The sequence below is a fragment of the Acidovorax sp. DMC1 genome (assembly GCF_056314325.1).
On the sequence record NZ_JBQUYO010000014.1, the window covers coordinates 1 to 23,549 of the forward strand.

At 66.8% G+C, this 23,549-nt stretch carries 22 protein-coding genes and 1 pseudogene; 14 read left to right on the forward strand and 9 right to left on the reverse strand.

The window, feature by feature from the left end; genetic code table 11:
* The 3 genes and pseudogenes from ACT531_RS21015 to ACT531_RS21025 all read left to right on the forward strand — a co-directional run.
* Positions 1-150, forward strand: a pseudogene (locus tag ACT531_RS21015) (5-dehydro-4-deoxyglucarate dehydratase); the annotation flags it as partial.
* Positions 151-307: 157 nt separating this feature from the next.
* Entirely contained in the window at positions 308-772 is a 465-nt protein-coding gene (locus ACT531_RS21020) for a nuclear transport factor 2 family protein (RefSeq protein ID WP_476018684.1), read from the forward strand.
* Between the two features lie 64 nt (positions 773-836).
* A complete protein-coding gene (locus ACT531_RS21025) occupies positions 837-1,805 on the forward strand; it encodes a 2-hydroxyacid dehydrogenase (protein WP_476018685.1) in 969 nt (322 codons plus the stop codon).
* Positions 1,806-1,866: 61 nt separating this feature from the next.
* On the opposite strand, the gene ACT531_RS21030 is transcribed toward ACT531_RS21025, so the two are convergent.
* Together ACT531_RS21030 and ACT531_RS21035 are read right to left on the reverse strand one after the other, a co-directional pair.
* Complete coding sequence (locus ACT531_RS21030; protein WP_476018686.1) at positions 1,867-3,168, reverse strand: M20/M25/M40 family metallo-hydrolase; 1,302 nt, start codon at positions 3,166-3,168, stop codon at positions 1,867-1,869.
* Positions 3,169-3,279: 111 nt separating this feature from the next.
* Positions 3,280-4,146, reverse strand: a complete 867-nt coding sequence (locus tag ACT531_RS21035) for a LysR family transcriptional regulator (protein WP_476018687.1) — start codon at positions 4,144-4,146, stop codon at positions 3,280-3,282.
* A gap of 97 nt (positions 4,147-4,243) precedes the next feature.
* Here ACT531_RS21035 and ACT531_RS21040 point away from each other — a divergent pair, with 97 nt between their 5' ends.
* Positions 4,244-4,651, forward strand: a complete 408-nt coding sequence (locus ACT531_RS21040; RefSeq protein ID WP_015014208.1) for a nuclear transport factor 2 family protein — start codon at positions 4,244-4,246, stop codon at positions 4,649-4,651.
* 1 nt (position 4,652) lies between these two features.
* On the opposite strand, the gene ACT531_RS21045 is transcribed toward ACT531_RS21040, so the two are convergent.
* A complete protein-coding gene (locus tag ACT531_RS21045; protein WP_476018688.1) occupies positions 4,653-5,591 on the reverse strand; it encodes a LysR family transcriptional regulator in 939 nt (312 codons plus the stop codon).
* Positions 5,592-5,699: 108 nt separating this feature from the next.
* Here ACT531_RS21045 and metE point away from each other — a divergent pair, with 108 nt between their 5' ends.
* Complete coding sequence (metE, locus tag ACT531_RS21050; protein ID WP_476018689.1) at positions 5,700-8,093, forward strand: 5-methyltetrahydropteroyltriglutamate--homocysteine S-methyltransferase; 2,394 nt, start codon at positions 5,700-5,702, stop codon at positions 8,091-8,093.
* Between the two features lie 13 nt (positions 8,094-8,106).
* Here the strand turns inward: metE and ACT531_RS21055 are convergent, their stop codons facing one another.
* Positions 8,107-9,072 (reverse strand): ketopantoate reductase family protein, encoded by a 966-nt coding sequence (locus ACT531_RS21055; protein ID WP_476018690.1) that lies wholly within the window; start codon positions 9,070-9,072, stop codon positions 8,107-8,109.
* A gap of 329 nt (positions 9,073-9,401) precedes the next feature.
* Between ACT531_RS21055 and ACT531_RS21060 the strand changes: the two genes are divergently transcribed.
* The 6 genes from ACT531_RS21060 (at position 9,402) to ACT531_RS21085 (ending at position 16,857) form a co-directional block, all read left to right on the forward strand.
* Positions 9,402-9,935: a MarR family winged helix-turn-helix transcriptional regulator gene (locus tag ACT531_RS21060; RefSeq protein WP_015014212.1), complete on the forward strand. Its 534-nt coding sequence runs from the start codon at positions 9,402-9,404 to the stop codon at positions 9,933-9,935.
* A gap of 33 nt (positions 9,936-9,968) precedes the next feature.
* Positions 9,969-11,447: an efflux transporter outer membrane subunit gene (locus tag ACT531_RS21065; protein WP_015014213.1), complete on the forward strand. Its 1,479-nt coding sequence runs from the start codon at positions 9,969-9,971 to the stop codon at positions 11,445-11,447.
* A gap of 67 nt (positions 11,448-11,514) precedes the next feature.
* Positions 11,515-12,840: an EmrA/EmrK family multidrug efflux transporter periplasmic adaptor subunit gene (locus tag ACT531_RS21070; RefSeq protein WP_476018691.1), complete on the forward strand. Its 1,326-nt coding sequence runs from the start codon at positions 11,515-11,517 to the stop codon at positions 12,838-12,840.
* Between the two features lie 16 nt (positions 12,841-12,856).
* The gene (locus ACT531_RS21075; RefSeq protein ID WP_476018692.1) at positions 12,857-14,500 is read left to right on the forward strand and encodes a DHA2 family efflux MFS transporter permease subunit; all 1,644 of its coding nucleotides are present in this window, start codon (positions 12,857-12,859) and stop codon (positions 14,498-14,500) included.
* A gap of 261 nt (positions 14,501-14,761) precedes the next feature.
* Complete coding sequence (locus ACT531_RS21080) at positions 14,762-14,920, forward strand: DUF3309 family protein (protein ID WP_007856361.1); 159 nt, start codon at positions 14,762-14,764, stop codon at positions 14,918-14,920.
* Positions 14,921-15,177: 257 nt separating this feature from the next.
* Positions 15,178-16,857 (forward strand): sensor histidine kinase, encoded by a 1,680-nt coding sequence (locus ACT531_RS21085; RefSeq protein WP_476018693.1) that lies wholly within the window; start codon positions 15,178-15,180, stop codon positions 16,855-16,857.
* A 57-nt stretch (positions 16,858-16,914) separates the two neighbouring features.
* Here ACT531_RS21085 and ACT531_RS21090 read toward each other — a convergent pair whose 3' ends face one another.
* The 5 genes from ACT531_RS21090 to ACT531_RS21110 all read right to left on the reverse strand — a co-directional run bounded on the left by ACT531_RS21090 (position 16,915) and on the right by ACT531_RS21110 (position 20,226).
* On the reverse strand, positions 16,915-17,487 hold the full coding sequence (locus ACT531_RS21090) for an EF-hand domain-containing protein (protein WP_476018694.1): 573 nt from the start codon (positions 17,485-17,487) through the stop codon (positions 16,915-16,917).
* A 176-nt stretch (positions 17,488-17,663) separates the two neighbouring features.
* Positions 17,664-18,116, reverse strand: coding sequence for a YiiD C-terminal domain-containing protein (locus tag ACT531_RS21095; RefSeq protein ID WP_476018695.1), 453 nt, complete (start codon positions 18,114-18,116; stop codon positions 17,664-17,666).
* Between the two features lie 107 nt (positions 18,117-18,223).
* Complete coding sequence (locus tag ACT531_RS21100) at positions 18,224-18,709, reverse strand: NUDIX hydrolase (RefSeq protein ID WP_422849510.1); 486 nt, start codon at positions 18,707-18,709, stop codon at positions 18,224-18,226.
* A 127-nt stretch (positions 18,710-18,836) separates the two neighbouring features.
* Positions 18,837-19,739 carry a LysR family transcriptional regulator gene (locus tag ACT531_RS21105; protein WP_476018714.1) on the reverse strand — a complete coding sequence of 301 codons (903 nt, stop codon included), beginning with the start codon at positions 19,737-19,739 and terminating at the stop codon, positions 18,837-18,839.
* 4 nt (positions 19,740-19,743) lie between these two features.
* Positions 19,744-20,226, reverse strand: a complete 483-nt coding sequence (locus ACT531_RS21110; RefSeq protein WP_110958762.1) for a MarR family winged helix-turn-helix transcriptional regulator — start codon at positions 20,224-20,226, stop codon at positions 19,744-19,746.
* A gap of 126 nt (positions 20,227-20,352) precedes the next feature.
* On the opposite strand from ACT531_RS21110, the gene ACT531_RS21115 reads away from it, so the two are divergent.
* The 3 genes from ACT531_RS21115 to ACT531_RS21125 all read left to right on the forward strand — a co-directional run bounded on the left by ACT531_RS21115 (position 20,353) and on the right by ACT531_RS21125 (position 23,546).
* Positions 20,353-21,555 carry a 3-hydroxybenzoate 6-monooxygenase gene (locus tag ACT531_RS21115; RefSeq protein WP_015014223.1) on the forward strand — a complete coding sequence of 401 codons (1,203 nt, stop codon included), beginning with the start codon at positions 20,353-20,355 and terminating at the stop codon, positions 21,553-21,555.
* Positions 21,556-21,620: 65 nt separating this feature from the next.
* Positions 21,621-22,754 (forward strand): cupin domain-containing protein, encoded by a 1,134-nt coding sequence (locus ACT531_RS21120; protein WP_476018696.1) that lies wholly within the window; start codon positions 21,621-21,623, stop codon positions 22,752-22,754.
* A gap of 84 nt (positions 22,755-22,838) precedes the next feature.
* Complete coding sequence (locus ACT531_RS21125) at positions 22,839-23,546, forward strand: fumarylacetoacetate hydrolase family protein (protein ID WP_476018697.1); 708 nt, start codon at positions 22,839-22,841, stop codon at positions 23,544-23,546.
* The last annotated feature ends 3 nt before the right edge of the window (positions 23,547-23,549 follow it).

The window sequence follows — 23,549 nt, forward strand, 5'->3', positions numbered from 1 at the left end:
CGGGTGGAGGGCTATGGGGTGTCGATCATCAAGGCGGGGGCACGCATCGTGGGCCATGACGGTGGGCCGGTGCGGGCGCCGCTGACGGACCTCAAGCCCCACGAGATGGAAGAGCTCAAGGCGCTGATTGACAAACTCGGGCCGCAGTAAGAACCAGCGGGTTCAAGGCCTGCTCAGGGCCTGGTTCTCCAGACCCTCTTTTTTTCCCAGTGAAAACCAACACCCCGGGCCCGGCCGTGCACAGGTCCGGGGGCAGTCCTGGCACGCCCATTTCCAAACCATCAACACAACAACGGAGACAGACAAGATGTTCAAGAAAATCATTCTGGCCGCAGCCGCCGCCGTCACCCTTGCCGCGCTCGCAGGTTGCGCCACCGGCGCTGCAGCCACCGGCTCCTCGGCATCGGCCGAGCAAGCGGTGGCAGCCGCCGCAGAAAAGCTGCGTGTCGCCATGATCGACCCCACGCCTGCGGCGCTGACGGCCCTCGTCGCCGACGACCTGAGTTACGGCCATTCGGGCGGCCGTGTGGACACCAAGGACAGCTTCATCGGCGACCTGATCGCCGGCAAGTCCGACTTCGTGACCATTGCCATCACCGACCAGACCATCAAGGCAGTGGGCAACACCGCTATCGTGCGCCACACCCTCACGGCCGACACCAACGACTCGGGCAAGCCCGGCAAGGTGCAGATCAAGATCCTGGGCGTGTGGCAACAGCAAGGCGGCGAGTGGAAACTGCTGGCCCGCCAGGCTGTGCGCGTCGCGACTTGATGTAAACGCATTGGGGCGGCCGTGTGCCGCCCTTCCCATTTTTGGCACTGCTGCCCCCGGAACCATGACCACAGCCCCCCGCCACCGCATCCTGCAAATCGGCCGCCTGCCCCTTCCCGCACTGGAGGCCGAACTGGCGGCCCGCTACGTCGTCACCTGCCTGGCAGACCAGCCCGATCCAGCGGCCTATTTGGCGGCGCGCGGTGCGGAGTTCACCGGGGTGGTAACCACTGCGGCCATTGGCCTGAAGGGCGAAGTCATCGCAGCCCTGCCCAACCTTCAGGTCATCAGCAGCTTTGGCGTGGGCTTTGACGCACTGGACATCGATGCCGCCAAGGCGCGTGGCGTACAGGTGGGCTACACGCCCGGCGTGCTCAACGACTGCGTGGCCGACATGGCGTTTGCGCTGATGCTGGATGTGTCACGCCACGTGGCCGCCAGCGACCGTTTTGTGCGCCGTGGTGAATGGCCGAAGACCCGGTATGCGCTGGGCACCCGCGTGTCGGGCAAGCGCCTGGGCATCGTGGGCATGGGCCGCATCGGCCAGGCCGTGGCCGAGCGCGCGAGCGGCTTTCGCATGGATGTGGGGTACCACAACCGCCGTCTGGCGCAGGGTTGCGCACTTCTTTACTTCGAGTCGGTGACCGCGCTGGCGCAGTGGGCCGACTACCTCGTGCTCACCGTGGCAGGCGGCGCTGCAACGCGCCACCTCGTCAACCGCAATGTGCTGGAGGCCCTGGGGCCCAATGGCTTTCTCGTCAATGTGGCGCGGGGCAGTGTGGTGGACGAGGCGGCACTGACCGACGCGCTGGCCGAGCGCCGCATTGCTGGTGCCGGCCTGGACGTGTTTGACAACGAACCCACCGTGCCCGCCGCGCTGATGGCGCTGGACAACGTAGTGCTGACACCGCACACCGCCAGCGCCACGCATGAAACACGGCGCGCCATGGCCGACCTGGTGCTGGAGAACCTGGAATCCTTCTTTGCAACCGGCGCCGTGCGGACGCCGGTGCCAGGCACGCAGGGCGCCTGAGCCGGCCCTGCGCTCTGGGTAGCGCTGCCCTCACAGAGAGGGCAAGGGGCAGCTCAACGTGTCACTTCACACGGTCGCGCGAGATGTCCATGATCATGCGCGTGGCCAGGTACAGGCGCGGCACGATGGTGTTGATCTGCACGTACTCCGCATCGTTGGAGTGCGCGCCGTAGCCCGACAGGCCCATGCCTTCCACCACTGCGCCCTTGGTCTTGAGCGCGGCAAACGCTGCATCGGTGCCGCCGCCCGTGGCTTTCTCCACCACGTTGAGCGACATGCCCAGCTCCTGATAAATCACCTTGCCGTAGCCCGCCACGCGGCGGGATGCGTCGCTCGCCTCCAGAGGCGGGCGGCGCACTTCAAACTTCACATCCACCTTGGAGGCAGGCAGCAGTTTGCTCTTGACCTTCTCTTGCAGGCTCTTCTCCAGCCCGTCAAAGTCCGCCACACGAAGCGCACGCGCATCGGCCTGGGCGGTGGCCTCGGCCGGGATCACGTTGCGGTTGGTGCCCGCCTTCGACACCGTCCAGTTCAGCTTGAGGCCTTCGTCGGTCTTGGACAAGTCCTTCATCTGCAGCAGCTGGTGCGACAGTTCGTAGAGTGCATTCACGCCGTCTTCGGGTTTGGCCCCGGCGTGCGACGCTTTTCCCTGCACCGTGAGGTAGGCCGCCCCAATGCCGCTGGTGGCCAGACGCAGCGTGCCGTCGGTGCCGCCACCTTCGAAGGAGAGCACTACGTCCTGCTCAGCCGCCACGCGGGTGATGGTGCTGCGCCAGCCGGGCGAGCTGATTTCCTCGTCGCCATTGATCAGCACGGTGAGCGTGCCGTAGTCCTTGAAATTGAGCTTTTGCAGCAGGGCCACGGTGTGGATGATGAGCGCGATGCCCTGCTTGTCGTCCGAGATGCCCAGGCCATAGGCCTTGTCGCCATCGATGCGAAACGGCTGGCCTTTGAGCATGCCCTTCAGGTACACGGTGTCCATGTGCGCGATGAGCATGATCCTCTTGCTGCCCGTGCCTTTGAACACGGCCTGTACAGCGGGGCCCACCTTCTCCGGGGTGTCGTCCAGGCGATAGATATCGCTGGTCTGGAGCACGTCCACCGTGCCGCCCAGTTGCTTGAGCTGGCCAGCAATGCGCTCCGCGATCTGGTTCAGGCCCTCGATGTCCTTGCTGCCTGACTCGATGTGCACCAGGTCACGCAGGGTGTCGAGCAGGGGTTGCTGCTCCTTCTGGGCCAGCGCATGGACTTCGGCCACGGGCGCAGCCTGGGCCACTGCGGCGGCAAACGCCAGCGCCAGCGAGGCTATCAATGGGCGGACAAAAGAAGGGACTGATTGCGGACGGCGCAGCGAGTGGTGCATGGTGCAAAGGCTCGGTGAAGGGATGAGGAAGGTCATTATGGAGTCTTGCAACACTGATTTCAAACACACCGCTTTCTTGCAATATTCCAGTCAGCGCTTGCAGTGTCAGCCTCAGCCCACTGGCGCAAACACCTCGGGGCCCAGCCGTGACTTGCGGCCCCTGGGTTCAAACAGCCACATGCCATACAGCGGCAGCGATTCCGCCAGCCGCAGCGGAGCCACGAGCGCAGACGCGCCGCCCAGCAGCGCGGGGTGCGGCACAACAGCCAGCAGGTCGGACTGCGCCACCAGGTGCAGCAGGCTGGCAAAGTCGGGGCAGCGCACGGACATCTTGGGGGCGGGCATGCGGCGCACGCGGTGCGCTTCCGTCAACACATCCACCGGCCCGCTGACGCTGGACCCCACACAGGCCCACGCAGCACCCTGCAGTTGCACCAGCGACTGGGCCCGGGCCAGAGGGTGGCCTTTGCGCGCATAGACCTGGGGATGCAGCTCGTACAGGGGCCGCTCCACCACGTCGGGGTGCGCAAACTTGCGCGGCTTGGGGGCGATGACCGCATCAAAGCGCCGCTGCAGCAGGCCTTCCAGCAGGCTGCCCTCATCGGCCGTCGCCATCTCCAGGGAGCGCCGGGCGTTGGGCAAACACCAGCTGGCATACAGCAGCGGGCCGCAGACCAGCGCTGCTGAAGACGTGAGCCCCACTCGCAGCCGATGCCGGTCTGACGCAGCCACCGAAGCGCGGGGCAGCGCCTCCACCCCCTGTGCCAGCGGCAGTGCCTGCGCGGCCACGGCACGGGCGAGGTCGGTGGCCACATAGCGGCGCCCTTCACGCACCAGCAAGGGCTGTGCAAAGTGGGCTTGCAGTGCTTTCATGCCATGGCTGATCGCGGGCTGCGACACGCCGCAGGCATTTGCCGCCAAGGCAAACGAGCCTTTTTCGACGATCGCATGGAGGTATTGCAGATAGCGCAGATACATAAACACCTTTTATGTATAAGCCTCCATTGTCTCTTGTCGCACGGCGCGGACTTGGCGAAGCTACGCACTCCACTCCACGACCTTTGCAACGCCGCATATGAGCCCTACCCCCATCAACACCGTCCGCACCTACCTCGCCCACCTGCACGCCAGCCATACCGAGGGGCTGATCGCCTGCTTTGAAGACGATGGCGTGGTGCATTCGCCCTTTCTGGGCACCATGCGTGCGAGCGACTTCTTCCAAAAGCTCGCCCAGGCCTCCAGCGGCAGCGTGATCACGGTGCTGGATTTGTTTGCCTCTGCACAACCGAGCCAGAACGGGTCGGTGCGCGTGGCGGCCTACTTCCGCTACGACTGGACCTTGAACGATGGCCGCGAGGTAACCTTCACCTGCGTGGATGTGTTCACGTTCGACGCGGGCAGCACCCGCATCCGCGACATGAACATCGTCTACGACACCCACCCGCTGCGCGAAGAGGTGGGCGACAAGTACGCACGGGACTAGGCTACAAAAGTTCTACGCCCTTGAGCGTCACAAAACTCGTCTCCCGCGTCACCTGCACAAAGTCCTGCAGGTACGGCTTGGCCGACAGGCTGGGCAGGCAGGCGGCGTGCAGCTCGCCGCGCAGACCTTTGTCACCAAGCCCTGCCGCGATGGGCCGCGCCGTCACATACCCCCGGTCCAGGTAACTCTGCACCGCCCACAGCGGCAGCGCCGCCACGCCGCGCCCGCTGGCCACCAGCTGCAGCATGGCCACTGTCAGCTCGGTGGTGCGGCGCGGGGGGCGTACACCGGCGGGCTCCAGCACCTGGCGGATAAGGTCCAGCATTTCGTCGGGCACGGGGTAGGTGATGATGGTCTGGTCGGCGAAGTCCTGCGCCACCAGGTGTGGTTTGGCCGCCAGCGGGTGCGTGTTGGCCAGCAGCGCGCGGATCTCGAAGCCAAACAGCGCGTGGTAGTCCACGCCCGCCTCGTCAGCATCCACCTCTGACACGATGGCCACATCGGCCCGGCCCTGGTGCAGCAGGCCCACCGGGTCGGCATGGAAGCCGCTCACGATGTCCAGCTCCACCTCAGGCCAGCGGGTGCGAAACGCGTCCATGGCGGGCATCAGCCAGTCAAAGCAGGTGTGGCATTCCACCGCAATGCGCATCTGCCCGCCCTGCCCCAGCACCAGGCGCGCGATGTCGCGCTCGGTCCCTTCCACCTGCGGCAGCACGGCGTCGGCCAGCGCCAGCAGGCGTTCGCCCACAGCGGTGAACTGCGGCGGCACCGATTTGCGCTCAAACAGCGGCTGGCCGTAGCGGTCTTCCAGCAGCTTGATCTGGTGCGACAGCGCGGATTGGGTGAGGTTGAGCAAGTGCGCGGCCCGCACCAGGCTGCCGCTGTCGCGCAGGGCGACCAGCGTGCGCAGGTGGCGCACTTCCAGGATCGACTGGTTCATTATTAATTTTCAAGTTGATCGACTAAAACTTTCGTTTGAATAATAAACGAGCCCGCGCGACCATTGGTGCCTTCATTGCATTGCTCTATTCAGAAGGAGGAAATCACCATGTCGCTCGCCGCAGTTGCCGTAACCGCCGCCACCCGCCGCCCCGTGCTCACGCACACCCTGGGCTTTCCGCGCATGGGGTCGCAACGCGCGCTGAAATTCGCGCTCGAATCCTTCTGGCGGGGCGACAGCACCGAGGCCGAGCTGCAGTCCACCGCCGCCCAGTTGCGCCAGCAACACTGGCAGGCGCAGGCCGATGCGGGCCTGGGCTATGCCACGGTGGGCGACTTTGCGCTGTACGACCATGTGGCCAACCACATCCAGCTGCTGGGCTGCGAGCCTGCGCGTTTTGGCTTTGACGCCCAAGCGCCCGAGCTGGCGCGCTACTTTGCAATGGCGCGGGGCGTGTCGGCCCACGCCTCAGACAACCACCAAGGCTGCAGCGCCGGTTGCCAGGCAAAACACCCCACCACCGGCCAGCCCGCGCTGGAGATGACCAAGTGGTTTGACACCAACTACCACTACCTCGTGCCCGAGTTCAGCACCCACACCCAGTTCCACCTAGCCAGCGAGCGCTTGTTTGCCGAAGTGGCCGAGGCCCAGGCGCTGGGCCACCGCGTCAAGGCCGTGGTGCTGGGGCCGCTGAGCTTTTTGTGGCTGGGCAAATCCAAGGCGGCCGGTTTTGACCGCTTCAGCCTGCTGGAGTCACTGTTACCCGTGTACGAAGCCGTGCTGGCACGCCTGAAGGCCCAGGGCGTGGAATGGGTGCAGATCGACGAGCCCATCCTGGGCCTGGACCTGCCCGATGCGTGGCGCCATGCGTTTGAGCCCAGCTACTGGCAACTGGCCCGCAGCGCGCCCAAGCTGCTGCTGGCCACGTACTTCTCGCCCCTGGCCGAAAACCTGCGCCTGGCCTGCCAGCTGCCCGTGGCCGGGTTGCATGTGGATGCCGTGCGCGCACCCGACGAGCTGGTGGGCGTGGCTGACTGGCTGCCCTCGCACAAGGTGCTGTCGGTGGGCATCGTGGACGGCCGCAACATCTGGCGCACCGACCTGGATGCGGCGCTGCAAAAGCTGCGCCCTGTGGCCGACAAGCACCAGGGCGAGCTGTGGCTGGCGCCGTCGTGCTCGCTGCTGCATGTGCCGTTCAGTCTGCAGGCCGAAACGCAACTCGATGCCGAGGTGAAGTCCTGGCTGGCGTTTGCGGTGGAAAAGCTGGACGAACTGCGCGTGCTGTCCACCGCCTTGTCGCAAGGCGAGGCGGCCGTGGACGACGAACTGCACGCCGCCCGCACCGCCCTGGCCGCGCGCCGCGCCAGCCCGCGTGTGCACCGCGCCACCGTGGCGGCCCGCATTGCTGCCGCCGCGCCGGGCGCCGACCAGCGCGCCAGCGCCTTCCCCGCCCGGCAAAAGGCCCAGCGTGCGCGGCTCAAGCTGCCGCTGCTGCCCACCACCACCATCGGCTCGTTCCCACAGACGGCGGAGATCCGCGCAGCCCGTGCCGCCTTCAAGCGCGGGGCACTGGATGCGGCCCACTACCAGCAGAAGATGCAAGCGGAAATCGCCCTGGCCGTGCGCAAGCAGGAAGCCCTGGGCATTGATGTGCTGGTGCACGGCGAGGCCGAGCGCAACGACATGGTCGAATACTTCGGCGAGCAGCTCGACGGCTTTGCCTTCACCGCCAACGGCTGGGTGCAAAGCTATGGCTCGCGCTGCGTGAAGCCGCCCATCATCTACGGCGACGTGGCCCGCCCCGCGCCCATGACGGTGGCCTGGACGCAATACGCGCAGAGCCTGACCACCAAGCCCATGAAGGGCATGCTCACCGGCCCCATCACCATCCTGCAATGGAGCTTTGTGCGCGACGACCAGCCCCGCGCCACCACGGCCGACCAGATCGCCTGGGCCATCCGCGACGAGGTGTGTGACCTGGAAGCCGCAGGCATCGCCATCATCCAGATCGACGAACCCGCCATCCGCGAAGGGCTGCCGCTGCGCCGCGCCGGGTGGAAGAGCTATCTGGACCGCGCCACCCGCGCCTTCCGCATCAGTGCCAGCGGCGTGCGCAACGATACGCAGATCCACACCCACATGTGCTACAGCGAGTTCAACGACATCCTGCCCGCCATCGCGGCCATGGATGCCGATGTGATCACGATTGAGACAAGCCGGTCGGACATGGAGCTGCTACAGGGGTTCGGAGATTTCCGCTACCCCAACGAGATCGGCCCCGGCGTGTACGACATCCACTCGCCCCGCGTGCCCGGCGTGCAGGAGATGGCCGCGCTGCTAGAGAAAGCCGCCGAGGTCGTGCCCGTGGAGCACCTGTGGGTGAACCCCGACTGCGGCCTCAAGACCCGGGGCTGGCCCGAGACGGAAGCCGCCCTGCGCCACATGGTGCAGGCCGCGCAGGCCGTGCGTGAGCGGTTGCTGGAAGAAGCGGCGCTGGCCTGACCGCGTCCGAAAATCAGCCTGCAGCGCGCTTCATCTCGGCCAACTTGACCAGCACCTGCAGCGCGTGGTTCAGCGGTGTTGGCACGCCCAGTGCCGCGCCGCGCTTGACCACATACCCGTTCAGGTGGTCAATCTCGGTGGGCTTGCCCCGCGCCAGGTCCTGCGCGGTGGACGAATACTGGCTGGGCATGGTGCTGGCAATGCCACGCACCGCCGCCTGCACATCGCCCGGAATCGTCACACCGTCAGCAGCCGCCACGGCCAGGCATTCAGCCACGATGTCGGCAATCACCTGCGTCACGCCGGGCACCTGCACCAGCGGGCCGTAGGGCTGCTGCGACAGGGCCGACAGCGCGTTGTAGGCGCTATTGAGCACCAGCTTGGCCCAGAGTGCACCGCGCACGTTGTCTGACACCTGGGTAGGGATGCCCGCTGCCGTGAGCTGGCGGGCCACCTCGTCGCTGCGTGGCGAAGGTGCAATCACCAGCTCGCCCCGGCCATGGTGCACCACATGCCCTGGGCCGCCCATGGCGGTGGCGACATACACCACGGCAGCGGCCACGGGGGTGCTGGCGTCCAGCACCGCGCGCACGCGCTCGTCGTTGTCCACGCCGTTCTGCAAGGTCAACACCAGCGCCCCGGGCGCCAAGTGGGGGCGAATCTGCTGCGCTGCATCTTCCGAGTCGGACGACTTCACGCAGAACAGCACCACGTCCGCGCCGTGCACAGCGCTGGCCTCGGTGCTGGCCGCCAGAGGCACCTGCACGTCCATCGCCGCCGTCTGCAGCCGCAGGCCGTGGTCACGCACCGCCAGCACATGGGCGGGCCGCCCGATGAGCGTGACGGCATGGCCCGCCCGGGCAAGCAACGCGCCAAAGTAGCAGCCCACGGCACCCGCGCCCATCACGGCAAAACGCAGGGGTGGGGAAACGTCCGAGGCGGTGGGCGGGGAGGTAGAGGAATCAGCAGCAGCGGTCATGACGGTGTCCCGGTGGGCAAGGTACGGAAAGGTAAGGCAACAGGGCGCCCCACTATATCGGCGGCAGCCTGCGTACCAACAATCAAGGTTTTCGAGCTGATGCGCTAGCCGAACATGCCTTAGCAGCTATCAAATACGTAGCATATTGACTTTGAGTGAGCTTGATCGCAGGGGCGCGCATCAATCTCACGCGCCATTTCCGGCACCGCAAACCGCCATCCGTTACACCCCGTCCGTGGGCCCCGCCCCAGCCCAAAGGCCCCTTTTCAGTGTCAGGAATTTAATCAATGCAAAGACAATAATTGTCTAGTCAATTAAATTCCTCACCCATGTCAGCTCCCCCCAAACCCAGCCAAGCCCCCGCGTTCTACAACGCCGAGCACTACGACCCCAGCAAGCTGGTGCCCGAAAACAGCGTCGGCTACCTGATGCGCAAGGTGATGTCGTCCATCCGCACGCAGGCCGATGCCCAGCTGTCGTTGCACGACCTGACCTACGCCCAGTGGCTGCCGCTGTTCAAGTTGTCGCTGTGCGAGACCGCCACCGTGGCCACCCTGGCGCGGGACCTGGAGACCGACCCGGCCTCCATGACCCGGTCGCTTGACCGCATGGAAGCCAAGGGTCTGGTGGTGCGGGAGCGTTCCACCGTGGACCGCCGCGTCGTGCAGCTCAAGCTCACGGCCGAAGGCCAGCGCATTGCAGCCCTGGTGCCCCCCGTGCTGGCCGACGTGCTCAACGGCCACCTCAGCGACTTCAGCCATGACGAGTGGCAGCTTCTGCTGTCCATGCTGCGCCGCATGCTGGCCAACGGCGAAGCGCTGCGCCAGCAGACCCCCTCACCCACCGAACCCGCAGCCGGTTGATCCCGCCCTGTTGCCCTGCCCCTGGAGATTTCCGTGACCGCCACTGCCCCAACTCCCCTGTCCACCCGCTCCGCCCTCGCCGCCCACCTGGCGGTGTCGGCCGTTGCCCTGGCCGCCGCACTGCTGCTGGTGGGCTGCGCCAACCCAGGCCCCGCCCACACACCGCTGGCGCAAACCACCCCGGCCGCCGCTGGTCTGACCGCCGCCACCACCGACGTTGTGGCCACCAGCCAGTGGTGGAAAGCCCTGGGTGACGAGCAGCTCAACACCCTGATCGACACCGCCCTGCAAGGCAACCCCAGCCTGGCTGTGAGCCGCGCCCGCCTGGAACAAGCCGTGGCCCTGAGCCAGGTGCGTGAGGCCGCCAACGGCCCGCAAGCCACGCTGGGCGTGGACGCCACCCGCCAGCGCTACACCGCCAACGGGCTGGTGCCCGCCCCCATCGCCGGCAACACCTACAACAGCGGCACCGTGCAAGCCACACTGAGCTGGTCGCCCGACTTCTTCGGCCAGCACGCCGCCGAGCTGCAGGCCGCCCTGGGCCAGGCCCGCGCCGCCCAGGCCGATGCTGCGGCCGCTGCCAACACGCTGGCTGCCCAGGTGGGCCGCAGCTATGTGGCCCTGGCCCGGCTGGTGGCCCAGCGCGACGTGGCCCAACGTGCGCTGGAGCAACGCGAAGAACAGCGCAAGCTCACGCAAGAACGCACCGCCGCAGGCCTGGACAGCCAGGTCGAACTGACCCAGGCCCAGGCCGCCGTGCCCGACGCCCGCACACAAATCGAAGCGCTGGACGAACAGATCACCCTGGGCCGCCGCCAGCTGGCCGTGCTGACCGGCCAGGCGCCCGATGCCCTGCCCCAGCTCACGCCCCGCCTTGCCGCGCTGCAACCCACCGCTGTGCCCGAAGTGCTGGGCGCAGACCTGCTGGGCCGCCGCCCTGATGTGGTGGCCGCCCGCTGGCGCGTGGAGGCGGCAACGCAAGGCGTGAACAGTGCGCGCAGCGAGTTCTATCCCAACATCAACATCGGCGCGTTCATCGGCCTGAACTCGCTGGGGCTGGACCGGCTGTTCAACGGCAGCTCACGCCAGATGGGCGTGACGCCCGCGTTGCGCCTGCCGATCTTTGACGGGGGCCGCCTGCGCGCCCAGCTGGGCGGCCGCGCGGCCGAGCTGGATGCCGCCATCGCCCAGTACAACGGCGCCGTGCTCGATGCGGTGAAAGAAGCCGGCGACGCCGTGGCCTCCATCCAGTCGCTCACCCGCCAGCAGGCCTTGCAGGACGAGGCTGTGGCCAGCGCTGAAAAGGCCTACCGCTTTGCGCAGGAGCGCTATCGCGCAGGCCTGGGCAACTACCTGGTGGTGCTGTCCACCGAAAGCCAGGTGCTGGCCCAGCGCCGCCTGGCCGTGGACCTGCGCGCACGCCAGCTCGACACCCGCCTGGTGCTGATGAAGGCGCTGGGTGGCGGCTGGACCGACGACACGGCCGTGCTGCACACCGCCGCCGCGCACTGACCGGCCCAGAACGCCACACCGCCCTCTTCAAAAACACATAACAACACATTCCAGAAAGACCATTGCCATGACCGCCAACAGCGAACCCCTCACCGCCAACGAGTCCAACACCGCCCGCCGCCGCGGCCTCACCCTGATTGCCGCCGCCGTCGCGCTGGTGGCCATTGGCTGGGGCGGCTGGCACTGGGCCAACGGCCGCCACGTGGAGACCACCGACAACGCCTACGTGGCGGGCAACGTGGTGCAGATCACGCCGCAAATCGGCGGCACCGTGGTGTCCATCGGCGCGGACGACACCGACTTTGTGAAGGCCGGCCAGTTGCTGGTCAAGCTGGACCCCGCTGACGCCCGCGTGGCGCTGGAACAGGCCGAGGCCCAGCTGGCGCAGACCGTGCGCGAAGTGCGCACCCTGTACGCCAACAACTCCACACTGAAGGCGCAGGTCAGCCTGCGCAGCGCCGACCTGGCCCGCGCCCAGGCCGACGCCGCCCGCATGCAGGACGACGTGAACCGCCGCGCCCCGCTGATGGCCAGCGGCGCCGTGGGCAAGGAAGAGTTCCAGCACGCCACTGCCCAGCTGGCCGCTGCCAAGAGCACCGTGGCCGCCGCCCAGTCGGCTGTGCTGGCCGCACAAGAACAACTGGCCGCCAGCCAGACGCAGACCGAAGGCACCTCCATCGAACAACACCCCAACGTGCAGCGCGCTTCGGCCCGCGTGCGCGAGGCCTACCTGGCCGTGCAGCGCGCGCAACTGGTGGCCCCGCTGGACGGCCACGTGGCCAAGCGCGGCGTGCAGGTGGGCCAGCGCGTGCAGGCGGGCGCCCCGCTGATGACGCTGGTGCCCCTGAACGACCTGTGGGTGGACGCGAACTTCAAGGAGAGCCAGCTCAAGACCTTGCGCATCGGCCAGACCGCCGAGCTGGAAGCCGACGTATACGGCACCAAGGTGGTTTACCACGGCACCGTGACCGGCCTGGGCGCAGGCACCGGCGCCGCCTTTGCGCTGCTGCCCGCGCAGAACGCCACCGGCAACTGGATCAAGGTGGTGCAGCGCGTGCCGGTGCGCATTGCGCTGGACCCCAAGGAAGTGGCCGAGCACCCGCTGCGCGTGGGCCTGTCGATGGAAGTGAAGGTGGACACTGCCGACCAGAGCGGCAAGACCCTGGCCGACACCCAGCGAACCACCCCCGTGGCCGCCACCGCCGTGTTTGACGAGCAGTTCAAGGCCGCCGACGATGAGGTGGCGCACATCATCGCCGCCAACCTGGGCCGCAGTGGCAAGTCCGCCGTGGCAGTGGCATCGCCCAAAGTGAGCAGCCAGCCCGCAGTGCAGGCGCAAAAGCATGCGTCAGCCCCCGTGCAACCTGCAGTGCAAGCCCCCGTGGTGCAGTGAGCGGGGTTGACCGAGCATGACTGCCGCCAACCCCACTGCTGACGCCGCAGGCCAGGCCCCCGCTCCGGCGGCGCCTGCTGCAGTGTCGCCCCCTGCGGCGCCACCCGGCCCGCCCGCTGCCTATCCGCCGCTGCAGGGCACCGCCCTGCTGCTGGGCACGCTGTCGCTGTCGCTGGCCACGTTCATGAACGTGCTGGACTCGTCCATCGCCAACGTCTCCATCCCCGCCATTGCCGGTGACCTGGGCGTGAGCCCCGGCCAGGGCACCTGGGTCATCACCAGCTTTGGCGTGGCCAACGCGATCTCGGTGCCGCTCACTGGCTGGCTCACGCAGCGCTTTGGCGCAGTGCGCCTGTTCACCATGAGCGTTCTGCTTTTCGTGCTGACCTCCTGGCTGTGCGGCTTTGCGTCGTCGCTGGAGATGCTGGTCTTCTTCCGCGTGCTGCAAGGCCTGGTGGCCGGGCCGATGATTCCGCTATCGCAAACGCTGCTGCTGGCCAGCTACCCGCGCGCCTTGGCAGGCACGGCGCTGGCGCTGTGGGGCGTGACCACGCTGGTCGCGCCCGTGGTGGGGCCGCTGCTGGGCGGCTGGATCACCGACAACATCTCGTGGCCGTGGATCTTCTACATCAACGTACCCGTGGGCCTGCTGGCCGGGGCGCTGACCTGGGGCATCTACCGCAAGCGCGAAACCCCCATCCGCAAGCTGCCGATTGACACCGTGGGCCTGAGCCTGCTGGTGCTGTGGGTGGGCGCGCTGCAGCTCATGCTCGACAAGGGCAAGGAGCTGGACTGGTTTGCCTCGGGCGAGATCATCACCCTGTGTGTGGTGGCCGTGGTGGCGTTTGCCGTGTTCCTGGTGTGGGAGCTGACCGAAAAGCACCCGGTGGTGGACCTGAAACTCTTCAAGGGCCGCAACTTCACGTTTGGTGCGCTGGCGCTGTCGGTGGCCTATGCCCTCTTCTTCGGCAACGTGGTGCTGCTGCCGCTGTGGCTGCAGCAGTGGATGGGCTACACCGCCACCTCGGCCGGCATGGCGCTGGCGCCGGTGGGTGTATTTGCCATCCTGCTCACACCGCTGGTGGGCCGCAAGGTCGGCCAGTGGGACCCGCGCCGCATGGCCACCGGCGCGTTCATCGTGTTCAGCACGGTGCTGTGGATGCGTTCGCAGTTCACGGTGCAGACGGACTTCATCCACATCTTGATCCCCACTCTGCTGCAGGGTGCGGCCATGGCGTTCTTCTTCATTCCGCTGACCACGCTGACGCTGGCTGGCGTGTCGCCAGACCGCATCCCGGCGGCGGCGGGGTTGTCGAACTTCGTGCGCATCACCGCCGGTGCCATGGGCACGTCGATTGCCACCACACTGTGGGAAAGCCGCGCCGCCATGCACCACGCCCACCTGACTGAGGGGCTGGTGCAAGGCCAGGGCGTGTTCGCGCAGACGCTGGATGGCTTGATGGCCTCGGGCCTCACGCAGATGCAGGCACTGGCGCAGATCAACCGGCTGATCGACCAGCAGGCCTTCACCCGCGCGGCCAACGACATCTTCCTGGGCTCGGCGGGCTTGTTCCTGCTCCTCATCGGGCTGATCTGGCTGACCAAACGCCCGGCACGCACCGGCGGCACGGGCGCGGCAGACGCTGCGGGCGCCCACTGAGTCCGTCCGCCGCATGGCAGGGCATCGCGGCGGACAATTCAGGTCAAAACGGCCGTAAGCGCTAGTGGATCATGCGCTGGCAGCTATCATTTTTGACATGGCAGCGCAGTGAGCTAGCGGGGCCCCGCCCCGCTGCAGTCCGCGCCTCCCACAGCCGGTGTCGGAAATCCCTGACCGCGCGGCGGGCGCGGCACCTGCGGGCAGTTCGCGGGGTGCACCCAACAATGCACTCACCGCAAACCACTCCAACAAGGAACTGCCATGTCACTCTCGCTGATTCTCCTGATCGTTCTGATCCTCATCCTGGTCGGCGCGCTGCCCACTTGGGGCCACAGCCGCTCGTGGGGCTACGGGCCCAGCGGCGGGATTGGCCTGGTGGTGCTGATCCTGGTGATCCTGCTGCTGATGGGACGGATATGACCGGTAGTTGAACTCCCGGTGCAGACCACACAGCGTCTGCCCAGGGGAAGTTTTCAAATGCACAAAGGGCCCTTTCGAGGGCCCTTTGTTTTGGGCGCTTCGCAAGGGCGCGCGGTAGGGCGGATACCCGGCCTCGGCCAGAAACGTCTAAATGATCAATTTGCAAAAAAAATACAATCAAATTGATAATATTGGCATTTCAATCATTTATTTGATATAAACGATAAATTCAAAGAATCGCCGTACCCCCCCCCACCATGCCCTTTTCCCCCTTCGCCATTGGCAACATGCGGCAGTTTCAAATCCGCCTGCTGCGGGGCATCCTGCTGGCCAATGTGGCTTTTGAGCTGCTGTTGCTGGCAGCGGGTGCGGCCGGGCTGGTCGCCACCCCCGGGTCGTGGAGCCTCACCCTGGGAACTGGCACCGCGTTCATGGCAGCGCTGTGGTGGGCCCTGCGCCGCTGGCCCCAGGTCTATGTTCCAGTGGCACTCATCCAGACCCTGATCGGGATGGCACTTTTTACCTATGCCCTGTGGCAGCCCCTGGGGCACGAGCTGCGCGCCGTGTGGTTCCTGATCGGGGTGGGTGCGGCCTACCTGCTGCTGGGGCGCGCGGCGGGTGTGGGCTACACCGCCGCGACCTTGGCCATCGTGCTGGGCAGCAACGGCATGCAAAGCGCGCCGTATTCGCTGCACGCGCTCATCATCTTCACGCTAGCCCTGTCGCTGAGCAGCCTGTGTTTTTACCTGTTCGTCAGTGAGGCGCTGCGCCTGTACCAGCACCTTTCCGAGCGGGACCAGCAGTACACCTTGCTGACCGAAGGCGCCGCAGAAGTCATCTGGCGGATCAACCCCGACATGACGGTGGCGTACGTAAGCCCCGCCGACGAACGGGCGCGCGGCGTGCCCGCCCGCGACGTCATCGGAAAGTCCATCTTCAAAGCCCTGACGCCCGAGGGTGCCGAAGCACTGAGACAGGCTGTGCGCGAGCGGCAGCAACTGCTGACGCTGCCCATGCGCTGTGCCAATGGCAGCGTGCGCTGGTTCGAGATGTCGAGCCGCCTGTACCGCGACGCTTCGGGCCAGCCCGCCGGTTACCACAGCATTGGCCGCGACGTGACCGCCCGGCGGGAGCTGGAGCAGGCACTGCAGGCCGAGCGCGAGCACTTGGAGGCCCGGGTCAAGGAGCGAACGGCGGCGTTGTCGGTCGCCAAAGAGGCGGCCGAGGCCGCGCTCAACACCAAGCGGGTCTTTCTGGCGAACATCGGGCACGAGTTGCGCACGCCCATGACCCTGATCCTGGGCATGACCGAGCTGGTGCGCAACCGCACGCAGGACGAACGCCTCAAGCCCATCCTGAACAACGTGATGGACGCGGCCACGGGCCTCACGCGCATGCTCAACGACCTGATCGACCTGGCCGCGCTGGAAACACGCCAGGTGGCGTTTCAGTTCGCGCCCCTGTCGCTGCCGGAGCTGGCGGCCGATGCCTTGCAGCTGCTGGAGCCGCAGGCGCGCCAAAAGGGGCTGCAAATGTTCATGACCATCGACGGCGAGGGCAGCACGGCCCGCCATGTGGGCGATGCCGAGCGCATTCAGCAAGTGCTGGTCAGCCTGCTGGACAACGCCGTGAAGTTCAGCCCCTCAGGCGCTATTCGCCTGGCCTTGCACACCGAGCAAGACACGCCGGACTCCACCGTATGGCGTCTGCGCGTCACCGACGAGGGCATCGGGATTGCGGCGGGCGACCAGCATCGCATCTTCACCCTGTTCGAGCAGGTGGACGGATCGACCACCCGCAGCTTCGAGGGCGCCGGGCTGGGGTTGGCGCTGTGCAAACGCCTGGTCGAGGGCATGGGCGGCAGCCTGGGTGTGGAGAGCGAGCCGGGCAAGGGCAGCAGCTTCTGGGTGTTGCTGCCGCTGCCCAAAGCAACCTGAGCGTGCCGAAACCCTCCAGTGCAGAGGGTCCTCAAAGGGTGGTCAAGTACGGGGTGGTCAAGCCGTGTGCGTGCGCCGCTCGGCCAGGCCAAACGCTGACGACAGCGCAGCGAACTCGTCCTTGCCCACAGTGCCATCGGCGTTGCCTGCACGGTCCATCACCTGCAGCACGGCCTGCGCAAAGGGGTCGGTAGTTGCCTGCTGGCCCTTAGTGCGCGCCAGTCCCTTGAGGAATTCATCGTGGGTGATGATGCCGTCCTTGTCGGCGTCAAAGCCTGCGGTGATCTGCTGCTTCTGGTCTTCGGTAGCGCCAAACCGCGTCAGCAGCGCCTGGAAATCGTCCTTGGACACGGCACCTGCTGCACGGCCACCGGGCAGTGCCGCGGTGGTCTGGCCCGATGAACGACCCACGGCGTTCACCGTGCCCGCAGACGCACCTTGAGTGGCCAGCACGCCCTGCCCTGCCATACCCGCCAGCGTCTGCGCCTCGGGGCTGAGCGTGACCACGGCCGAGGGCTCGGGCGCCGCCGCCTCCCCCCCACGCCGCGCAGACGCCTTGCCCGCGCCGCTGGAGGCCGCATTGAAAATCATCGACGCCACCGATGCGAGGCCGGAAATGAGAGGGGACATCGCCATGAACTCCTGTGTGGCGACCGCCTTGGCGACCCCATCCATCCGGAGTCCGCCGCATCGCCCAGGGCTACAAGGTTACGCGCCTGCCGCCCAGGCAATGGCGGGATCAGCGGGGGCTAAAGGGGCGAGTTTGGCCCCTCATGCAAGAGCAAGAGCGCCCCACCGCTCACGCTTCACGCATAGCCTGGGCCAAAGGCCACAAACTCGCCAGCGAGCGCCCCCGCCACCTGCCCCTGGTAGTGCAGCGCTGCGGCCTGTGTGATCCGGCCCAGCCCCTTGCGGCGGATCATGCGGGTAAACGACTCCCAGGCCGGCCGCGATGGCGCCAGGGCTACAGCCGTGAAGCTGCCGTCAATGGGCATGAGGTAGTCCATGGTGTTGCGCTGAATCACCAGCCGGCTGCCCAGCTCCTCAGCGGTGAGCCCCAGGTGCAGCATCGACCACGCCGCCAGAATGGCCACAGCCGAGGCACTGCCCCCAAATACCGTTTCGCGGTGGTTGATGTTGGGCGCCAGGGGCGCAGTCAGCACCACTTGCTGCAGCGATGCCTCCACCACGGTGACCTGCATGGCCTGGGACAGGGGGATGTGTTGGTGCAGGTAGGTTTGCAGTTCTGAAGGAGTCACAGGATTTCCCACTAAAAAGTGCCAAGCGCTGACCCTATCAAAACGCCGCACAGCGTCCAACGTGGTGCAGCGCAGCACTTGGCTACCACCGCCGCAACGGGTCGGTTTCAAAAGCCCGGGTCACGGTGAACGATGTGCACGACCTCAGCCCTTCCGTGCACCAGCCAGTGCCGCAGGTGCGCCGCCAGAAATGCAGGCCGCACATCAATGCCCTCCAGCTCGTCCGGCCCGAACCACGCGAACTCCAGCGCGCGCGAGCCCTCGACGCCCGCATAGGGCCCCGGGCGCGACAACAACAGGCTTCCGGGCAGCGGAATAGCGTGCAAATACAGCCCGATCTCGTGGTACGCGGTGCCAGCGTACGTGAAGAAGTTTTCCACCACACAGGCCAGCGGGCCGGGCTCCACGGGCTGGCCCAGTTCTTCCTGCAGTTCTCGGACCAGGGCTTGTGCCGCCGTCTCCCCCGCATCGATGCCACCGCCGGGCAACGCCCAGAAAGCGTCGCCCACCACCCGGTGCAGCAGCACGCGGCCCTCGCTCTGGATCAGCGCCGCTGCGCGTTGGCGCACGCGAAGCGGGCTGGGATGTGGCATGGGGTTCAAGACTCAGATCCTGATTGATTCTTCACTTCCATCCTTTGCCCTCCGATATCAAGCCAAAATGGCCTCTAGCGCTTACCTCAAAAGCGCAAACAGCTATTAATACAGTAGCAAAAGCAATTCACTGTCCATCCCCAGGCGGCAATAGCAACCCTTGCTGCGCCGCCACCGCTTCGCGCAAAAACGCCCAGGTAGCCTGCATGCGGGCCACATGTTTGTTGTCGCCCGGCATGGACATCCAGAAGGTGCGCTGAAAGCGTGCCACCCCTGGCAATACGGGCACCAGCGACGGGTCTTGCGCCGCCACAAAGGCGGGCAGCACTGCCAGCCCCGCCCCCACGCGGGCGGCTTCGTACTGGGCGAGGATGCTGGTGCTGCGCAGCGCGAAGTGCGCGGGGCGGTGCAGCTCGTCCAGAATCTGCAGTTCCTTGCTGAACAGCAGATCGTCCACGTAGCTGATGAAGGTGTGGCCCCGCAGATCGTCTGGCGTGTGGATGGGGGCATGGCGCTGCAGGTAGCTGCGCGCTCCATACAGTTGCAGCACGTAGTCGGTGAGCTTCACGACCACCACCGCACCGCGCGCCGGGCGTTCCAGCGAGATGACGATGTCCGCCTCGCGGCGCGACAGGTGTACCAAACGCGGCAGCGCCAGCAGGTCCACCACCAGGCCGGGGTGGTCCAGCGCAAACCGGGCCAGCTGGGGCGCCAGGATCAGGTTACCGAAGCCCTCGGTGGTACCGATGCGCACCAGGCCATGCAGGCCCTGGCGCACGCCGGGTGTGGCGTTTTCCACCGCCAGAAAGGCGGCCTCCATGGCCTCGACCTGGGGCAGCAGCGCGCGCCCGGCCTCGGTCAGCCGGTGGCCGCCGGCCTCGCGTGCAAACAGGGCGGAGCCCACCTGCTTTTCGAGCGCCTGCAGGCGGCGCGCCACCGTGGTGTGGTCCACGGCCAGGCGGCGCGCGGCACCCACCAACGTGCCAGCGCGGGCCAGTTCCAGAAAGTAGCGCAGGTTGTCCCAGTCCATGGCGTCACCGGGCCCGCCGTGCAGCGCGTCCGTCCAGCGGCTCGCTGGGCGCACGGCTGAGCGCGTTGTTGCCCCGCACCAGCGTGCGCAGCATGTCCATGAACACCGCGCGCTGTTCGGGCGCGAGGGGTTCGAGCATGCGCTCCTGCGCGCGCAGCATGCCGGGCTCCACCTCTTCCAGCACACGCTGGCCTTCGGGCGTGAGGGTCAGCAGACGCACGCGGCGGTCTTCGGGGTGGGCATTGCGCTGCATCAGCCCGCGCGACTCCAGCCGGTCGATCACGCTGCCAATGGTGGAGGTATCAAAACCAATGGTGCGCGCCAGCGTGCGCTGGTCGATGCCCGGCTCGCGCCCCACGGCATACAGCGCAGCGTATTGCACAGGGGTGATGCCCGTGGCCTGCGTCTCCTCCAGAAACACGGCCACCGCAATCTGCTGCAGGCGGCGGATATGGAAACCAGGGAGGTTGTCGATCTCTACGGACATGAATCTAGGGTTTCTACCGATCTTGATGCGGGTCATTTTAGGCCCTACACTAATCATCAGTGTACTTTCGATATGTATACGGCTTATTGATCCACGTCAGTGGCACAACGGATGGAGACAGCGGCAATGACAGTTTTGAACACTCCCACGGCGCCCGTCCTGGTCGCTGGCGGCGGCATCGGTGGCGTGGCAGCAGCGCTGGCCCTGGCACGCCAGGGCTATGCGGTCAAGGTGCTGGAGCAGGCTCCGCAGCTCGGCGAGATCGGCGCGGGCATCCAGCTGGGCCCCAACGCTTTTGCCGCGTTCGACGCCCTGGGCATTGGCGAGCTGGCGCGGGCCCGCGCGGTCTACACCGACGAAATGGTGATGCATGACGCGCTGGACGAACACCTGGTCGGCCGCATCCCCACGGGCGAGGCTTTTCGCCAGCGCTTTGGCAACCCGTACGCCGTGATCCACCGCGCGGACATCCACACCTCGCTGCTGGAAGGGGCCAAAGCGCACGGCAACATCGAGACACTGACCGGCACGCGCATCGAGCGCGTGGAGCAAACCGGTGACACCGTCACCGTGTACGACCAGCATGGCGTGGCGCACCGGGGCCAGGCCCTGATTGGTGCGGATGGCGTGAAGTCCGTCGTGCGCCAGCAATACGTCGGCGATGCCGCCCGCGTGTCGGGCCATGTGGTGTACCGCGCCGTGGTGGAAAAGAACGACTTCCCCGAAGACCTGCGCTGGAACGCCGCCAGCATCTGGGTCGGCCCCAACTACCACCTGGTGCACTACCCGCTGCGTGGCGGCGAGCAGTACAACGTGGTCGTGACCTTCCACAGCCGCGAGCAGGAGGAATGGGGCGTGCGCGAGGGCAGCCGCGAAGAGGTGCAGAGCTACTACCGCGACTGCTGCCCGCGCGCCCACCAGCTGATCGACATGCCCAAGAGCTGGAAACGCTGGGCCACCGCCGACCGCGAGCCCATCGGCCAGTGGACGTTTGGCCGTGCCACCTTGCTGGGCGATGCCGCCCACCCCACCCTGCAGTACTTGGCCCAGGGCGCCTGCATGGCGCTGGAAGACGCGGTGACGTTGGGCGAGGCTCTCAAGCGCTGCCAACACGACTTCCCCCAGGCGCTGTCGCTGTACGAGCGCTCGCGCGTCGCCCGCACGGCACGCGTGGTGCTGTCGGCACGCGAAATGGGCCGCATCTTTCACGCCCAGGGCGTGGAGCGCCTGGTGCGCAACGACCTCTGGAAGGGCCGCAGCCCTGAGCGTTTTTACGACGCGATGGAGTGGCTGTATGGCTGGAAGGTCGACAACTGCCTGGCCGACTGAGCCAGCCGGGCGCCTTGCCCCATCGATCTTCTCCCCTACCCCCACATTCAACCCAAGGAATTCCCATGAGCGAGATGGATCCCGTACCGTCCCCCGTTCGCCTGTCCGCCGTGGCGGCCCCTGGCCAGCCCGAGCCCACCCCCGCGCTGGAGCAGCTGTACCGTGGCTTTGAGCAGGAAATGCTGGTGCCGCTGTGGACGCAGATCGGCGACCTGATGCCCCCCCATCCGCAGAGCAAGGCCAGCGCCCACCTGTGGCGGTGGGACCGGCTGGTGCCGCTGGCCGATGAAGCCGGCCGCATCGTGCCCGTGGGGCGCGGGGGCGAGCGCCGGGCCATCGCCCTGGCCAACCCGTCCCTGGGCGGGCGGCCCTTTGCCACCCCCACGCTGTGGGCGGCCATCCAGTACCTGATGCCGGGCGAAGACGCGCCCGAACACCGCCACACACAGCACGCGTTCCGCTTCATCGTGGAGGGCGAAGGGGTGTGGACCGTGGTCAATGGCGACTCGGTGCGCATGTCGCGCGGCGACTTCCTGCCCCAGGGCGGGTGGAACTGGCACGCCCACCACAACGCGGCCGACAAGCCCATGGCCTGGATCGACGGGCTGGACATTCCGTTCGCCTACTACACCGAGTCCCAGTTCTTCGAGGTGGGGCGCGACGCCATCAGCCCGGCAGAGCGGATCACGCCCATGCTCTCACGCTCCGAACGACTGTGGGCGCATCCGGGCCTGCGCCCGGTGTCGCAACTGCAGGACCAGCCCGTCACCCCCATGCTGGCCTACCGCTGGGTGGACACCGACAAGGCCCTCAACGAACAACTGGCGCTGGAAGCCGAGGGTCACCCCGCCACGCTGAGCCCCGGCCACGCCGCAGTGCGTTACACCAACCCCACCAATGGCCGCGACGTGCTGCCCACCATCCGCTGCGAGATGCACCGCGTGAGCAGCGGCGCCACCACCCGCACGCGCCGCGAGGTGGGCTCGTCGGTGTTCCAGGTGTTTGACGGCCAGGGCACGGTGAAGGTGGGAGACCACCAGTGGCAGGTGCGCCGTGGGGACATGTTTGTGGTGCCGTCCTGGCAGCCCTTCACCACCCAGTGCGATGCCGGCCAGCCCTCGCTGGATCTGTTTCGCTTCAGCGACACACCGATTTTTGAGGCCGTGCATGCCTGGCGCGAACAAATCGAGCCTGCCTGACAACAACCCCGCCCCATTCATTCCTTGCAGCGTCTGCCCGCCCACGCGGGTGGGCCCTGCACTCCTCTTCGACCGGAAGCCCCGATGACTGCTACCTCTTACCTCTGGACCCCACCGCCCGTTCAATCGTTGCCAGTGCGCGGCAGCGCGCAGCGCCTGCCCATCCACCGCCTGTTCTTTGTGGGCCGCAACTACCACGCGCATGCTGTCGAGATGGGCCGCCCCGTGGACAAAAGCGTGGAGCGCCCCTTCTACTTCACCAAGGCGCCCCAGACGCTGACCGAATCAGGCGCCACCGTGGCCTACCCGCCCGAGACGCAGAACTACCACTTCGAGATGGAACTGGTCGTGGCGATTGGCAAGGCCGGGTTCCGCATCCCGGCCGAGCAGGCGCATGAGTACATCTACGGCTACGCCTGCGGCCTGGACATGACCCGCCGCGACCTGCAACTGGTGGCGCGCGACAAGGGCCGCCCCTGGGATCTGGGCAAGGACGTGGAGCAATCCTCCGTGGCCAGCGAGGTGGTGCCCATGCCGGGCCAGGTGATCGAGTCCGGCGTGATCGAGCTGTCGGTCAACGGCGCGGTCAAGCAGCAGTCCAACGTGGACAAGCTGATCTGGAACATCCGCGAGATCATTGCCGACCTCTCCCTGTTCTACCACCTGCAGCCCGGCGACCTCATCTACACCGGCACGCCCGAAGGCGTGGGCGCCGTGGTGCCCGGCGACCACATCACCGGCCGCGTGGAGGGTGTGGGCGAGATCGCGCTGACCGTGGGCCAACCCGCATAAACC